Raw genomic sequence first — 14,851 nt, forward strand, 5'->3', positions numbered from 1 at the left:
CGATCGGCCGAATCGGCGGGCCGATGCCTCCGCTTTTTTCCACAGGAATTGTGGAGTTTCGGCCACAATTCCGACGCAATCTGCCTCGTTCGCGATGAACAGAGAGGCGCGTGCACGATTTCGTTCGCGATGGGAGAGCTTCTGCGTTATGGATAGCAACTAGGCGCAAAAGGTTTGGCGCCAAAAGACCCGCGCTCTTCGTCCGGCGCACGGTTCTTGAAGATAGCATTTGCGGGCGAACCGGGAAGACGAACAGGGCTTATGGGTTTCGATAGAGGTAGCCGAGGCAATCGCGGCACGCGTGGTCGCGACAAGCGGGACAATTTCGGCGGCGGCGATGAAGGCGGCTTTGGTGGCGGCTTCGGCGGCGGTGATCGCTTCGGCGGTGGCGGCTTCGGCGGCGGCTTCGGTGGCGGCGACCGCTTCGGCGGTGGTGGCGATCGTGGCGGCTTCGGCGGCGGTGACCGCTTCGGCGGCGGCGGCGGCGGTTTCCGTGGCGGCGGCGGTGGCGGCTTCGGCGGCGGTCGTGGCGGCGGCATGCCCCCCCAGGTCGTTGGCGAGGGCACGGGCGTCGTCAAGTTCTTCAACGCGCAGAAGGGCTTCGGCTTTGTCGTGCGTGATGACGGCGGCGAAGACGTGTTCGTCCACATTTCGGCGGTCGAGCAGGCCGGCCTGACTGGCCTGGCGGAAGGCCAGCCGCTCGGCTTCACGCTCGTCGATCGCGGCGGCCGCATCTCGGCCACCGAGCTGAAGATCGAAGGCGAGCCGCTTCCGGTCCAGGATCGCGCACCCCGCGAACCGCGTGAAGGCGGCTTCGGCGGCGACCGTGACCGCGGTCCCCGCGGCGGTGCGGCCGGTGGTTTCGGCGGCGCCCCGCAGCGCCAGCTGACCGGCGAGAAGGCGACCGGCACGGTCAAGTTCTTCAACGCAATGAAGGGCTTCGGCTTCATTCAGCGCGACGACGGCCAGCCCGACGCGTTCGTTCACATCTCGGCCGTCGAGCGCGCCGGCATGGGTTCGCTGAACGAGGGCGACCGTCTGCAGTTCGAGATCGAGGTCGATCGTCGCGGCAAGTATGCCGCGGTGAACCTGCAGAACGAGGGCTGATCCCCTCGGCTGAATAAGCCATCCCTTTTCGGGCGACAGGGCCCGGCGTTGCAGCGATGCGACGCCGGGCCTTTTCGTTTCTGGGATGGGGCGATTCGGACAGCGGCGCATGTCTCGGCCGCGCTGGCGTCTGGGGCCCTCGCTGCTGTGAACGGTCCTTGAGCCATGATGGCATCGCATCGAATCCATATGAGTCCAACCCCTCCGTGGGAGGGGTTGGGTGGGGCATCGCCGTAAACCATATGCTTGCGGACACGCCCCCACTCCCTCGTCATCTACGGCCGCTCGACATTCCGCGATGCCCTTCCTTCCCTCACCCCTCGCAGAGGGGAGAGGGTTGCGCAGACTTGGCCTTTGCGAAAGCAAAGGTTTAGTCGGAGCTGGGTGAGGGGTGGGCGCTCGCGAAGCGAGCGCGCGAGCCTTTGGGCTCGCTCAACCCCTCACCCAAGCTGCGCTAGCCAGCACGCTGGCAAGCTTCGCTAACCCTCTCCCCTGTCCAAGGGAGAGGGAAGAAGAAGCGATTCTAGATGAGCGCGTCATGCCACCACCTATATGTTTGTGGCGCTTTGATTCTCGCCCTCATGCCAGCCCTTGCCTCGCGTCGGTTGTGACTGTACCAATCGGTACAAGATCAATCACGCGATCCCATCTGCCATGGCATCACGCCCGCCTTTGCCACCCTTTACCCGCGACACCGCAGCACAGAAGGTCCGTGCCGCCGAGGATGCGTGGAACAGCCGCGATCCCGAGCGGGTCGCCCAGGCCTATACTCCCGACTGCCATTGGCGGAATCGCGCCGAGTTCATCACGGGGCGCGATCAGATCGTCGCCTTCCTGCGCCGTAAATGGGCACGCGAGCGCGACTATCGGCTGATCAAGGAACTTTGGGCGCAGGAGGGGAGCCGGATCGCGGTTCGCTTCGCCTATGAATGGCATGATGACCGGGGCCAGTGGTTCCGATCCTATGGCAATGAGAATTGGGACTTTGCCGAGGACGGGCGGATGCGGCGGCGGATCGCGTCGATCAACGACCTGCCGATCGTCGAGGCCGAGCGGCTGTTCCGCTGGCCGCTCGGCACCCGTCCGGCCGACCATCCCTCGCTGAGCGATCTGGGGCTGTAGCGGTGGCGCGGCTGATCGCCGAGCGGGCCGACGCGCTGCCGGGGCTGGCCGAGGTGTTCCGCGAACATGGCTATGCCGGGGCCAGCCTGTCGCTGATCGGCGCGGCGACCGGGCTGGGGCGGGGCAGCCTTTATCACTTCTTCCCCGGCGGCAAGCAGGAGATGGCCGAGGCGGTGCTGGCCGAGATCGGCGATTGGTTCGAACGCCAGGTCTTCGCGCCGCTTGCCCAGGCGGAGGACCCGCGCGGCGGTATCGATGCGATGATGGTCGCGATCGACCGTTATTACCGCTCCGGGCAACAGGCATGCCTGATCGGCGCCTGGGGTCTGGGAGCGACGCGCGAACCCTTTGGCGTCGCGATCGCGGGCTATTTCCAACGCTGGATCGCGGTGCTGGCCGATGCGCTGGCGCGGGGCGGGGTGGACGACGACCGCGCGCTGACCCTGGCGCAGGATGTGGTCAGCGGTATCCAGGGGGCGATCACCCTGTCGCGGGCGCTGGGCGATCCCACGCTGTTCCGCGCGACGCTGGGGCGGCTGACCGCGCGGCTCTATACCGCGCTCGCCGCGGCGTGAGGGGGGAGGCGGCGCTCCCCCCTTCGTCCGGTCAGATCGCGGCCAGCGCCTGTTCGCAATCGGCGATCAGGTCGCCCGCATCCTCGACCCCGATCGAGATGCGCACCAGATTGTCGGTGATGCCCAGCGCCGCCTTGCGCTCGTCGGGGACCGACAGATGCGTCATCGCGGCCGGGTGGCTCGCCAGCGTCTCGGTCCCGCCCAGGCTGACCGCCAGCTTGGCGATGCGCAGGCTGTCGAGAAAGCGGAACGCCTCCGCCTCGCCGCCCTTGAGATAGAGCGAAAAGGTCGAACCGCCCCCGGTGCAGTGACGGCGATAGATATCGGCCTGCCGCTCCAGGCCGGGCGTGCTGTCGAGAAAGCCGAGATAGCCGACACGCTCGACCTTGGGATGATCGCGCAGATACGCGCAGACCTTGGCGGCATTCTCGCCCGCGCGGCTCATCCGCAACTCCAGCGTCTCGAGCGAGCGGAGCAGCATCCAGGCGGTGTTGGGGTCGCAGATGGTGCCGATGGTGTTGCGCATCGACCGGATGGTGGCGATGTGCGCCTTGGACCCCAGCACGCCGCCCGCGACCAGGTCCGAATGGCCGCCCGCATATTTGGTCAGCGAATAGACGACCAGATCGGCCCCGTGGCGCAGCGGCCGCTGCCACAGCGGGCCCAGAAAGGTGTTGTCGATCGCGATCGGGGGCTTTTCCGCCGAATCGGCAAAGGCCGCGTCGCGCGCCGCCGCCACCGCCTCGATATCGACCAGCGCGTTGGTCGGGTTGGCGGGGCTTTCCAGATAGATCAGCGCGACCCGGCCGATCTCCGCCGCCCGGGCCATGACCGCGTCGATCTCCTCGCGCGTCGCACCGGCGGGGAAGTCGAGCCACTTCACCCCGAACCGGCCCAGGATGCGGCCGATCAGCGTCTCGGTCGCGGCATAGAGCGGACCCGAATGGACGATCACGTCACCCGGCTGGACCATCGACAGGAACAGCGTGGCGATCGCCGCCATGCCGCTGGAAAAGGTCAGCGCGTCCTCCGCCTCGTCCCAGATGGCGAGGCGATCCTCCAATATCTCCTGATTCGGCCCGTTGAAGCGCGAATAGACCAGGCCGTCCGCGCCGCCCGGCCGCTTGCCGGTCACGCCCTCGAAATGGCGCTTGCCCGCCGCCGCATTGGGGAAGACGAAGGTGGAGGTCAGGAAGATCGGCGGCTTGAGCGATCCTTCGGACAGGGTCGGGTCAAAGCCATGGCCCATCATCAGCGTCGCGGGGCTCAGCTTGCGGTCGCCGATGCTGGTCGCATCGCTCCTGCGCTCGGCCGTGGCCGGGCTCTGAGTCTGGGGCGGGACGCCGGTCAGATCGGATTCGGTCGGCATGTCGGTTTCCTTGCGAACGAGGGGGCCGCTCTGTCGGCGGCGATACGGGCAGGATAGCGCGGCAAACGGCTTTGGCGAGGCTCAGGCCAGGCCGATCAGCGAAATCTGGCGGCCATAGGATGGCTCGGTGCGGTGGGTGGCGCGGCGGAAGCTGAAGAATCGGTCGCCCTGCGCATAGGTGTCCTCGCCCAGCGCGGCGACGCGCGAGACCCCGGCGGCGGCGAGGCGATGCGTGACATAGGCCTCCAGATCGAACTGGTAATGGTCCGTGCGGCGACCATCGGCGAAGAAGCGCTCATTCTCGGGCGCCTGTTCGACGAAGCGCCGGAGGAAGGCGGCATCGACCTCATAGCTGGCGCGGGCGATGCACGGGCCGATCGCGGCGGCGATCCGCTCGCGCCGCGCGCCCAGCGCCTCCATCGCCAGCAGCGTGGCGTCGGTGATCCCGCCGAACGCGCCCTTCCAGCCCGCATGCGCGGCGCCGATCACCCCCGCTTCGGCATCGGCGAACAGGACGGGCGCGCAATCGGCGGTCAGGATGCCGAGCAGCAGCCCCGGCCGGTCGGTCACCAGCGCATCGCCATGCGGGCGGACATCGTCCTCGGGCGGGGTCAGCACCGTCACCGCCTCGGCCGAGTGGATCTGGTAGCAGGTGACGAGCCGCGCGCCGGGCAGCACCGCGTCACGCGCGCGGCGGCGATTCTCGGCCACCGCATCGGCATCGTCCTGCGAGCCGAGCCCGACATTCAGCCCGCCATGAATCCCCGCCGACACGCCGCCGCGCCGCCCGAGAAAACCGTGCGGCACATCCCCCAATAGCGGGGTGCGAAGCGTTTCGATGGTCATAGCGACAGCCTCATGATCCGGTCCTCGTCGATCGTGTCGCCGACCGCAAAGTCATAGCGCCCGACATCGACAAAGCCGTGGCGCGCGTAAAAGGCCTTGGCGCGGTGGTTGTCGACATAGACCGACAACATCAGGTCGCGCGCGCCGCGAAGCCGGGCCGCGTCGATGGCCCATCGCATCAGCGCGGGGCCGACACCCGCGCCCAGATGGCTCGACAGGACATAGAGCTGGTACAGCTCGACCGCATCGTCCGGCCAGTCGCCGGGAAAGGCGACGGGGCCGATCTTGGCAAAGCCGATCACCGCATCCCCCTGCAGCGCCAGGCGTATCGAAAAGGCCGGATCGCCGATCTGCGACGGCAGGCCGGTGGGGCCGAAGGCCTCGTCCAGAAAGGCGTTCAGGTCGGCGGGCGGATAGAGATGGCCGAACGTCTCGGTAAACGCCGTCCGCGCCATGACGGCGAGGGGGGCGGCGTCGTCCGGGCCTGCGTCGCGATAGGCGATCATGCGCCATAGCCCGCAGGCACCGGCCAGTCGGGCCGCGTCACCGCCAGCGCGCGGAACAGCGTGCCCATGTCCTGCATCAGCCGGTTGCGATCGGCGAGCAGCGCATCGGCGCGGTCGGGATGCGCGCGGGCCAGCGCGGCGGTGCGCTGGTCGATCCCCAGCGCGCCGAGCAGGTCGCGCTGCGTCACCGGCCCGAAGGCGGCGAGGCCGGCGCCCTGCGCGGCGGCGGCCAGCGTCGTGAAGTCGACATGCGCGCTCAGATCCTGTTCGCCCGGCCGGTCGAAGGGATTGGCATAGGCATGGACGCGCACCGCCTGGAGCGTGTCGGCGATGGCGGGGCCTTCATAGCCGTAATCGACGATCAGCGCGGCGCCCCCTTGCGCGGCGATCCGGGCGGACAGGCCGCGCATCACCGCGACGCTCGCGGGGGACACCTCGATCACCGACCCGGCCTCGGCCGTGCGCAGCGGTTCGGGGATGATCTCCGGGGGCACCGGCGGCCCGGCGATCGGCAGGAACAACAGGTCCTGCGCGGCGACCAGTCGCTCATGCCAGCCATCCCCGCGCCGGACGAGCTGGCGGATCGGCAGCGCATCGAAGAATTCGTTGGCGACGACGACCAGCGGCCGGTCGGTGGGCAGCGTCTCGACGGTGTCGTGCCACTGGGCGTCCGCGACCCGCTCGCGCTGCGCGGTGCGGAGCGTCGCGCTGGTCTCGACGAAATGGATGGTCGGCGTCAGTCCCGCTTTCGCCATCGCCCGCCGCGCATCCGCCGCCAGCGTGCCGCGCCCCGGACCCAGTTCGACCCAATGTATCTCGGGCCGTCCCGCACGGTCCCACAGGTCGGCGCACCACAGGCCGACCAGCTCGCCGAACATCTGGCTGATCTCGGGACTGGTGGTGAAGTCGCCGCCCGCGCCCAGCGGATCGCGGGTGCCATAATAATGCGCATTGGCGGCGGCCATGAACTGCGCCACCGGGATCGGTCCGGCAAGCGCGATCGCGCGGGCGAGCCGTTCGGGCAGCGCGTCCTCGGGCTCGGGCTTATGATCGGCGGGGGGGATCAGCGGGTTCGTCATGCCCCCGCTCTGCCCCCCGGCACGCCCGCCCGCAAGAGCGTCAGGCGACGCTGTCGCTGCCCGCGATCGGCTCTACGCGGACGCGGCGGGCCTTGGCGCTGTTCATCAGGTACAGCCCGCCCAGGATCATCGGCACGCACAGCCACTGGCCCATGTGCAGCCCGGTCATCTGTGCAAAGGCGCGCAGTTGCTGGTCGGGTTCGCGGAAGAACTCGACGATGAAGCGGGCGATGCCATAGCCGAGCAGGAACAGGCCGGACAGCTTGCCGGGATCGTAGCGCGCCTTGGTCCGCCAGAAGGCGAAGCTCATCACCGCGAACAGGACCAGCCCCTCCAGCCCCGCTTCGTACAGCTGGCTGGGGTGGCGCGCCGGGTCGGGCAGGCCGAAGGGGACGGTGCGCGGAAAGACGATCGCCCAGGGCACGTCCGACGGCTTGCCCCACAGCTCGCCGTTCACGAAATTGGCCAGGCGACCCAGGAACAGTCCGACCGGCGCGGCGCAGACCAGATAGTCGAGGATGCGCAGCCAGTTGAGCTTGTGCTTGCGCGCAAACAGGATGACACCGACCCCGGTGCCGACCGCGCCGCCATGAAAGCTCATGCCTCCGTCCCAAAGGCGCAGGATCCGCACCGGGTGCAGGAACATCTCGGGCGCGTAGAAGATCACATAGCCGATCCGCCCGCCCAGGATGATCCCCAGCGTGGCATAGAAGACCAGATCGTCGGCATGGGTCCGCGACATCGGCGCGCCCGGCCGGTCGAGCATCCGGCCCAGATACCACCATCCGAACAGGATACCGGCGATATAGGCCAGGCTGTACCAGCGCAGCGTGAAGAAGCCGATCGAGAAGATGTCCGGGTGCAACCCCAGATCCTCGAACCGGATATGGCCGCCGGCGGCCGCGAGCATGGACAGGATCAAGCGCGTTTCCCTTTCTGGCCCGTCTCCATAGAGCGGTCGTGAGACAACACCAAGACCGGGGCTTCGGTGCCGTGGGGGCTTGGTGGGGTGGGGTGTGGCCTTCGACTGCGCTCAGGCTGAACGGTCTTTTGTATCCAGACCCATTCCCTCCCGCCGTTCAGCCTGAGCGCAGTCGAAGGCCACGCCAGGACGGTCGCCGAACGGGATTCACGCGAAGCCGCGAAGGCGCGAAGATTTTTGCGCGCAGAGGCGCGGAGGGCGCAGAGGTGTCCGGTCCGGCCGCCAGGCCAGTCTGCTTATCATGCATGACAGTGTCTGCCGATCGAGATGGCGGGATGATCGTGCGGCGGGTCCCCCTCTGCGCCGTCCGTGCCTCTGCGCGAACCAAGAGACTTCGCGGCATCGCGCGAACAATCGACTCCGTCGCTTTGAGACAGCGAAACCCCCGGCTTGTCTGCTCCTGCCTGTCGGCTAAGGCTGGCGGGGATGGAACTGAACCGGCGCAACATATTGATCGGCGGGGGCGCGGGGGCGGGGTTGCTGGTCGCCTGGGGGCTGTGGCCGCGCGCCTATGTGCCCGATCTCGCCACCGAGCCGGGCGAGCAGGCGTTCGGCGCATGGCTGAAGATCGGGCGCGACGGCATCGTCACCGTCGCGGTGCCCCAGGCCGAGCATGGGCAGGGGATCGCGACGACGCTGGCGCAGGTCGTCGCCGACGAACTGGGCGCGGACTGGCGGACGGTCGCGGTCGAGTCCGCGCCGCTCGGCCCGCTTTATGCCAATAGCGTCGGGGTCGATTCGCTGTTCGAGGGCGCGTTCGACCGGCTGCCCGAGGCGGTGCGCGCCGAATGGCTGCGCCGGGCCATGGTGATGCTGACCGCCGGGTCGAGTTCGATCCGCATGTTCGAGGCCCCCGCACGCGCCGCCGCCGCGACCGCGCGCGCGCTGATGGCGCAGGCCGCGGCGCGGCGCTGGGGCGTCGCATGGACCGCATGCGAGGCGAAGCAGGGCTTCATCACCCATGGCGCGCAGCGGCTGCGCTTCGCCGAGTTGGCCGAGGCGGCGGCGGGCGAGACGGTGCCCGAGCCCCTGCCGCTGGGCAGCGGCGGTGCGGGCGCGCTGGCGGGCCGGGACCTGCCCCGGCTCGATTCACCCGCCAAGGTCGATGGCTCGGCCAATTTCACCGCGGATATCCGCTTGCCCGATATGGTGCATGTCGCGGTTCGCCATGCCCCCTGGGGGCGGACCCGCTCCATCGCGATCGACCGCGCGGCGGCGATGCGGGTGCAGGGCGTGGTCGATGTGGTCGAGGGCGACGATTGGGTCGCGGTCGCCGCCGCCAGCTGGTGGATCGCGCAAAAGGGCCTCGATGCGCTGGCACCGCGCGCCGTGACCGAGGGGCCGATCCCGACGACGGCGGACATGGCCCGCGCGCTCGACGCGGCGTTGGCGGGGAAGGGGCACTCGGTCGCCTCGCAGGGCGATGTCGAGGCTGCGCTGGAAGGCGGGGGGCGGATCGCGGCACGCTATCGGATCGGGGTGGGGGTCCATGCCGCGATCGAGTCGCGCGCGGCGGTGGCCGCCTGGCGCGACGGCGGGCTGGAGCTGTGGTTGCCGACCCAGGCCCCGGTCCGGGCGCGCGAAATCGCGGCGCGGGCGGCGGGGATCGCGCCGGACCGGGTGATCGTCCACCCCATGCCGATCGGCGGATCCTTCGGCATCGCGCTTGAGAGCGAGGCGGCGGCGCAGGCGGCTGTGATCGCGGTCCGGTTGAAGCGGCCGGTCAACCTCCTCTGGTCGCGGACCGAGGATCTGCGCCGCGACGCGTACCGCGCGCCGATGCGGGCCGAGATGACCGCGCGCGTGGCGGGCGGGCGGCTGCTGGCGTGGCGGGCGCGCGTCGCCGCGCCGGACACCGGCCGCGATCTGGCCGGGCGGCTGATGCCCGGCGGGTTCGTCCGGGCGGGCATGGCGCGGGGCGACGCCTATGCGATGGGGGGAGCGGTGCCGCCCTATGCGATCCCGGCGCTGGCGGTGGATCATCACGCCGTCGAGCTGCCCATCCCGACCGGCCATGTGCGCGGCGGCGCCCATGTCGGTCATGGCTTTGTGACCGAATCCTTTCTCGACGAATGCGCGCAGGCCGCCGGGGCCGATCCGCTGGCCTGGCGGATGACGATGCTGGGCGAGGCGCCGCGCCTGGCGCGCTGCCTGTCCACCGCCGCGTCGCTGGGCGGATGGGAAGGGGGCCGCGCGGGCAGCGGGCAGGGCGTGGCGGCGCACGCCTTTCGCGGCAGCTTCGTCGCGGTGATGGCGGAGGTCCACCGCGACGCCGCGGGGCGGCCGATCGTCGACCGGCTGGTCGCGGCGGTCGATGCCGGGCGGATCGTCAACCCCGACATCGTGCGCCAGCAGATCGAGGGCGGGCTGATCTTCGGGCTCGCCGCATGGCGCGGCGGCGCGGTCGGCTTCGTCCAGGGACTGGCCGAGCCCGCGCGGCTGGGGGCGCTGAACCTGCCGCGTCTGGCCGACACCCCCGACATCACGGTCGAGCTGATCCGCTCGGACGAAGCCCCCGGCGGCGTGTCCGAACTGGCCGTGCCGCCGGTCGCGCCCGCCATCGCCAATGCGCTTGCCACCCTGCCGGGCTTCCCACGGATACGAAGCCTGCCGATGGAGTTGTCCGCCTGATGTTGCCCCCCGACCATCCGCCCGTCCCGCGTCCGAAGATCGGCGTGCTCCTGATGAATCTGGGCACCCCCGACGCGCCCGACCCGAAGTCGGTGAAGCGCTATCTGGGCGAATTCCTGTCGGACCGCCGCGTCATCGAGATTCCCGCCCTGCTGTGGCAGCCGATCCTGCGCGGTATCATCCTGAACACCCGGCCCAAGAAGTCGGCCCATGCCTATTCATTGGTCTGGCGCGAGGACGGCTCGCCGCTCGCCGCCATCACCAAGGCGCAGGCGGCGGCGCTGAAGGACGCGTTCGGGCCCGGCGTCATGGTCGACTGGGCGATGCGCTATGGCCGTCCCGCCATTGCCGACCAGGTACAGGCGATGAAGGATGCGGGGTGCGAGCGGATCCTGCTCGCGCCGCTCTATCCGCAATATTGCGCGGCGACGACCGCGACCGCCAATGACCGGGCCTTCGCGCATCTGGCGACGATGCGCTGGCAGCCCGCGATCCGCACCCTGCCGCCTTATTATGACGATGCGCTCTATATCGACGCGCTGAAGACGCAGCTGGAGACGCAGCTCGCCGCGCTGGATTTCACCCCCGAGGCGGTCGTCGCCAGCTTCCACGGCATGCCGCAGCGCACGCTGGAGCTGGGCGACCCCTATCACTGCCATTGCCGCAAGACCGCGCGGTTGCTGGCCGAGGCGATGAAGGACACGTTGGGCGACCGCGAATTGCTGGTCGCGTTCCAGTCGCGATTCGGCCGCGCCAAATGGCTGGAGCCCGCGACCGACACCGTGCTGGAGGCGCTGCCCGGACGGGGCATCCGCAAGGTCGCGATCCTGGCGCCGGGTTTCTCGGCCGACTGTATCGAGACGCTGGAGGAACTGGCGATTCGCGGTCGCGAAAGTTTCGAGGGCGCGGGCGGCACCCATTTCGCCTATCTGCCCTGCCTCAACGACAGTGACGTCGGGATCGCGATGCTGCGCGGATTGATCGCACGCGAGCTTCAGGGGTGGTTGCCGTAGCGTAATATTACGTTTCGCCCGGTCTTCGCCATTGCGGATGACCTCTGCCCCTTTTAAGCCACAATCGGAAAATGGGAGAGGTTTGATGGCACGGGTCGCGATTGTGACGGGTGGTACGCGCGGTATTGGCGAGGCGATCAGCCTGGCATTGAAAGAGGCGGGCGTGACCGTCGCCGCCAATTATGCGGGCAATGACGAACGCGCTCGCGAGTTCTCCGAACGCACCGGGATCAAGGCGTATAAGTGGGACGTTGCCGATTATGACGCGGTCCAGGCGGGCGCCGCGCAGGTCGCCGAAGAACTGGGCCCGGTCGACATCGTCGTCAACAATGCGGGCATCACCCGTGACGGCACGCTGCTGAAGATGACCTACCAGATGTGGAAGGAGGTCATGGACACCAATCTGGGCGGTTGCTTCAACATGGCCAAGGCGGTGTTCCCCGGCATGCGCGAGCGCAAATGGGGTCGCATCGTCAATATCGGTTCGATCAACGGCCAGGCGGGCCAGTATGGCCAGGTCAACTATGCCGCCGCCAAGTCGGGCATCCATGGCTTCACCAAGGCGCTGGCGCAGGAAGGCGCGCGCGTCGGCGTGACCGTGAACGCGATCGCGCCGGGCTATATCGACACCGACATGGTCGCCGCCGTCCCCGCCGACGTGCTGGAGAAGATCGTCGCCAAGATCCCGGTCGGCCGACTGGGCCAGGCGCATGAGATCGCGCGCGGCGTCGCGTTCCTGTGTTCGGACGAGGCGGGCTTCGTCACCGGCTCGACCCTGTCGATCAACGGCGGCCAGCACATGTACTGATGCAAGAACGCCGACCTCCACGGGGGAGATCGGCGTTCCGTCCTCGATACGCTACGCGAGGAAAACCGGGGCGGGTGGGGCAGATACAGGCCCCGCCCGCCCGAACTGTGTTAGCGGCAATAGCCCGGACGACCCGACCGCTCGATCGCGCGGCCCGCCAGCGCGCCCGCACCGCCGCCGATCAGCGTGCCCAGCGTGCGGTCGCCATCGGTGTCGATCGTCCGGCCCAGCAGGCCACCCGCGACCGCGCCGACGATGGTGCCGGTGGTGCCGGAGCGGCGGCACTTGCGCGCCTGATATTCGGCGCGCGCGCCATCCTCATAACCCCGGTCGTAGCGATCGGCATGATAGGCCCGGCGATAGCGGTGCGCATCCGCGGCGGTCGCAGGCAGGACAGCGCCGCCGAGCATCGCCAGCGTGGTCGCCGCCAGGGTCAGGGTCTTCATCATGGTATCACTCCCGATATTTCGTTTCGATCGGCGGTCCCGTCCGCCGTTGATCCGCTTCTGGACGATTCGGCTTGAGCCTTTCCTGAATGCCCCGGTTATCCGCCGTTCATCCGCGCCAGCCTGTGCCGATCCGATCGGGCGGCCGTATTTTTGGCGCTGTCGTGTTGCGGCGCGGCGCGTATGAGGCGCCATGCGTATCCTCCTGTCCTGCCTGTTGCTGCTGGCCTGTATCCCCGGATGGTCGGGTGAGGCGCGGCTGGGCCTGCTGGAGCAGCGGGGGCAGATGGACGTGCGCCGCGTCGCGCTCGACCCGCGCGATCCGTCGCGCCGGACGCTGGGCGCGCTGACCTATCTGGGCGGTGTGGCGCTGACCAGCCGCGATCCGGCCTTTGGCGGATTCTCGTCGCTGACGGTGACGGGGGACCGTTTCACCCTGCTCAGCGACGGCGGCAATGTCGTGCAGTTCGCGATGGGCGGGGACTGGCGTCCGCACGGCATCCGCTTCGCCAACCTGCCCGCGGGGCCGGGGATCGGGTGGCAGAAATGGGACCGCGACAGCGAATCGATGGCGGTCGATCCGCGCACCGGCGCCCTATGGGTGGGGTTCGAGCGCTATAACCAGATCTGGCGCTATGCCCCCGGCTTCGCCCGCGCGGAGGGATTCGTCGCGCCGCGCGGCATGAAGCGCTGGCCGATCAATGGCGGCCCCGAATCGCTGGCCCGGATGCCCGACGGGCGATTCGTCACCATTTCCGAAGAGGCCAAGATTCGCCGCACGCTGTGGCGTGGGGGCGAGGCGTCGCGCAAGACCACGCGGCAGGGGCTGATCTTCGCGGGCGATCCGTTGCGCCACCGCCCGCGCCTGTTCGCCTATCGCGTGTCGCCCGATTACGATGTGGCGGACGTCGCCGCCTTGCCCGACGGCGCGCTGATCGTGGTCGAGCGGCGATTCCGGCTGCCGTTCCGATTCTCGAATCGAATCATGCTGGTCCCGGCGGAGCGAATCGCGCCGGGACGGGTGGTGCGGGGGCATCTGCTCGCCGAACTCGACGCGCCGCTGATCCACGACAATTTCGAAGGGGTCGCGGTGACGCAGGAGGGCGGGGCGACGATCCTGTGGCTGGTGTCGGACGACAACCAGTTGCCGATCGAGCGCAGCTATCTGCTGAAATTCCGGCTGGACCGACGCTGATCGGGCGATTCGCGCGGCCTTCGGCTTCGCATCGGCCGAACGGCGGTTTGGAATGGACCAGGCGAATCGCGGACACGGATGCTGACACCCGTTCAGCCTGAGCGAAGTCGAAGGCCACGCCCCAGGGCCGATCGGCATTCCATGATGCCTTATCCTTCCCTCGCCCCTCGCAGAGGGGAGAGGGTTGCGCAGACTTGGTCTTTGCGAAAGCAAAGGCTTAGTCGGAGCTGGGTGAGGGGTGGGCGCTCGCTCTGCGAGCGTGCGAGCCTACAGGCTCGCTCAACCCCTCACCCAAGCTGCGCTAGCCAGCAGGCTGGCAAGCTTCGCTAGGGTCAGGACTCGTTGATCACAGCCAGAAGATAACGGTGGCAGCGAGAGCGACGGCGGAGAAGAAGGCCGTGGGGCAGCGATCGTAGCGGGTAGCGACGCGCCTCCAGTCCTTAAGGCGGCCGAACATGATCTCGATGCGGCTGCGACGCCGGTAGCGACGCTTGTCGTACCTGACCGGCTCGTTGCGTGATCGCCGGCCCGGGATGCAGGGCTGGATGCCCTTGGCCTGGAGGGCGTCGCGGAACCAGTCGGCGTCGTAGCCGCGGTCCCCGAGCAGCCACTGCGCTTTTGGCAGTTCGTCCAGCAGCGCTGCCGCGCCGGTGTAGTCGCTGACTTGGCCGGCGGTCATGAAGAAGCTCAAGGGGCGGCCGTTCGCATCGGCAACGGCATGGAGCTTGGTGTTCATGCCGCCTTTGGTCCGACCGATCAGGCGGCCGAGATCCCCTTTTTAACCCGCAAGCTCGATGCCGTGCGGTGCGCCTTCAGGTAGGTCGCGTCGATCATCACGGTCTTGGGCTCGGCATCGCCCGCAGCTAACCCCTCCATCATGCGCGTGAACACGCCTCGCTCGCCCCAGCGCTTCCACCGGTTATACAGCGTCTTGTGCGGGCCGTAGGCGCTGGGCGCATCTCGCCAGCGCAGCCCGTTCTTGTTGACGAACACGATGCCGCTCAGCACCCGCCGGTCGTCCACCCTCGGCTTGCCGTGGCTCTTGGGAAAGAACGGCTGCAGGCGCTCCATCTGCTCGTCCGTCAGCCAAAACAGGTCGCTCATCCCGGTCTCCTTGCGGAAGCCTGAATCAGATCGCGACGCTCACATCAATGGGTCCTGACCCTAACCCT

The 14,851-nt window shown here is 68.7% G+C and carries 14 protein-coding genes; 7 read left to right on the plus strand and 7 right to left on the minus strand.

All coding sequences use genetic code 11. The annotated features are described in order from the left end of the window. Positions 1–261 precede the first annotated feature (261 nt). The 3 genes from QE385_RS12190 (at position 262) to QE385_RS12200 (ending at position 2,804) form a co-directional block, all read left to right on the plus strand. Positions 262–1,107 carry a cold-shock protein gene (locus QE385_RS12190; protein ID WP_307102178.1) on the plus strand — a complete coding sequence of 282 codons (846 nt, stop codon included), beginning with the start codon at positions 262–264 and terminating at the stop codon, positions 1,105–1,107. Positions 1,108–1,761: 654 nt separating this feature from the next. Continuing rightward, on the plus strand, positions 1,762–2,229 hold the full coding sequence (locus tag QE385_RS12195) for a nuclear transport factor 2 family protein (RefSeq protein ID WP_307102180.1): 468 nt from the start codon (positions 1,762–1,764) through the stop codon (positions 2,227–2,229). A gap of 2 nt (positions 2,230–2,231) precedes the next feature. Beyond that, positions 2,232–2,804, plus strand: coding sequence for a TetR/AcrR family transcriptional regulator (locus tag QE385_RS12200; protein WP_307102182.1), 573 nt, complete (start codon positions 2,232–2,234; stop codon positions 2,802–2,804). 31 nt (positions 2,805–2,835) lie between these two features. Here the strand turns inward: QE385_RS12200 and QE385_RS12205 are convergent, their stop codons facing one another. The 5 genes from QE385_RS12205 to lgt form a co-directional block, all read right to left on the minus strand. After that, complete coding sequence (locus tag QE385_RS12205) at positions 2,836–4,173, minus strand: cystathionine gamma-synthase family protein (RefSeq protein ID WP_307102184.1); 1,338 nt, start codon at positions 4,171–4,173, stop codon at positions 2,836–2,838. 81 nt (positions 4,174–4,254) lie between these two features. After that, on the minus strand, positions 4,255–5,019 hold the full coding sequence (gene pgeF / locus QE385_RS12210; RefSeq protein ID WP_307102187.1) for a peptidoglycan editing factor PgeF: 765 nt from the start codon (positions 5,017–5,019) through the stop codon (positions 4,255–4,257). Continuing rightward, a complete protein-coding gene (locus QE385_RS12215; RefSeq protein ID WP_307102189.1) occupies positions 5,016–5,525 on the minus strand; it encodes a GNAT family N-acetyltransferase in 510 nt (169 codons plus the stop codon). The genes pgeF and QE385_RS12215 overlap by 4 nt, the downstream gene beginning before the upstream one ends. After that, on the minus strand, positions 5,522–6,604 hold the full coding sequence (locus tag QE385_RS12220; RefSeq protein ID WP_307102191.1) for a class I SAM-dependent methyltransferase: 1,083 nt from the start codon (positions 6,602–6,604) through the stop codon (positions 5,522–5,524). Before QE385_RS12220 ends, QE385_RS12215 begins: the two co-directional genes overlap by 4 nt. Before the next feature lie 40 nt (positions 6,605–6,644). Continuing rightward, the gene (gene lgt, locus QE385_RS12225) at positions 6,645–7,526 is read right to left on the minus strand and encodes a prolipoprotein diacylglyceryl transferase (RefSeq protein WP_373424661.1); all 882 of its coding nucleotides are present in this window, start codon (positions 7,524–7,526) and stop codon (positions 6,645–6,647) included. A gap of 486 nt (positions 7,527–8,012) precedes the next feature. Between lgt and QE385_RS12230 the strand changes: the two genes are divergently transcribed. The 3 genes from QE385_RS12230 to phbB all read left to right on the plus strand — a co-directional run bounded on the left by QE385_RS12230 (position 8,013) and on the right by phbB (position 12,038). Next, positions 8,013–10,217, plus strand: a complete 2,205-nt coding sequence (locus tag QE385_RS12230; RefSeq protein ID WP_307102193.1) for a xanthine dehydrogenase family protein molybdopterin-binding subunit — start codon at positions 8,013–8,015, stop codon at positions 10,215–10,217. Then, entirely contained in the window at positions 10,217–11,230 is a 1,014-nt protein-coding gene (hemH, locus tag QE385_RS12235; protein ID WP_307102194.1) for a ferrochelatase, read from the plus strand. The genes QE385_RS12230 and hemH overlap by 1 nt, the downstream gene beginning before the upstream one ends. An 85-nt stretch (positions 11,231–11,315) precedes the next feature. Further along, the gene (gene phbB, locus QE385_RS12240) at positions 11,316–12,038 is read left to right on the plus strand and encodes an acetoacetyl-CoA reductase (RefSeq protein WP_307102197.1); all 723 of its coding nucleotides are present in this window, start codon (positions 11,316–11,318) and stop codon (positions 12,036–12,038) included. Positions 12,039–12,148: 110 nt separating this feature from the next. Here phbB and QE385_RS12245 read toward each other — a convergent pair whose 3' ends face one another. Further along, positions 12,149–12,487 (minus strand): glycine zipper 2TM domain-containing protein, encoded by a 339-nt coding sequence (locus QE385_RS12245; RefSeq protein WP_307102199.1) that lies wholly within the window; start codon positions 12,485–12,487, stop codon positions 12,149–12,151. A gap of 190 nt (positions 12,488–12,677) precedes the next feature. Between QE385_RS12245 and QE385_RS12250 the strand changes: the two genes are divergently transcribed. After that, a complete protein-coding gene (locus QE385_RS12250) occupies positions 12,678–13,679 on the plus strand; it encodes an esterase-like activity of phytase family protein (protein WP_307102201.1) in 1,002 nt (333 codons plus the stop codon). A 346-nt stretch (positions 13,680–14,025) separates the two neighbouring features. On the opposite strand, the gene QE385_RS12255 is transcribed toward QE385_RS12250, so the two are convergent. Continuing rightward, positions 14,026–14,783 (minus strand): IS5 family transposase gene (locus QE385_RS12255; protein ID WP_307102204.1). Its coding sequence is split into 2 segments (ribosomal slippage): positions 14,026–14,450 and positions 14,450–14,783, totalling 759 coding nucleotides; the frame shifts between segments, so codons are not numbered across the junction. Positions 14,784–14,851: the final 68 nt, after the last annotated feature.

The sequence above is a fragment of the Sphingomonas sp. SORGH_AS_0950 genome, from assembly GCF_030818415.1.
Taxonomy (GTDB): Bacteria; Pseudomonadota; Alphaproteobacteria; order Sphingomonadales; family Sphingomonadaceae; genus Sphingomonas.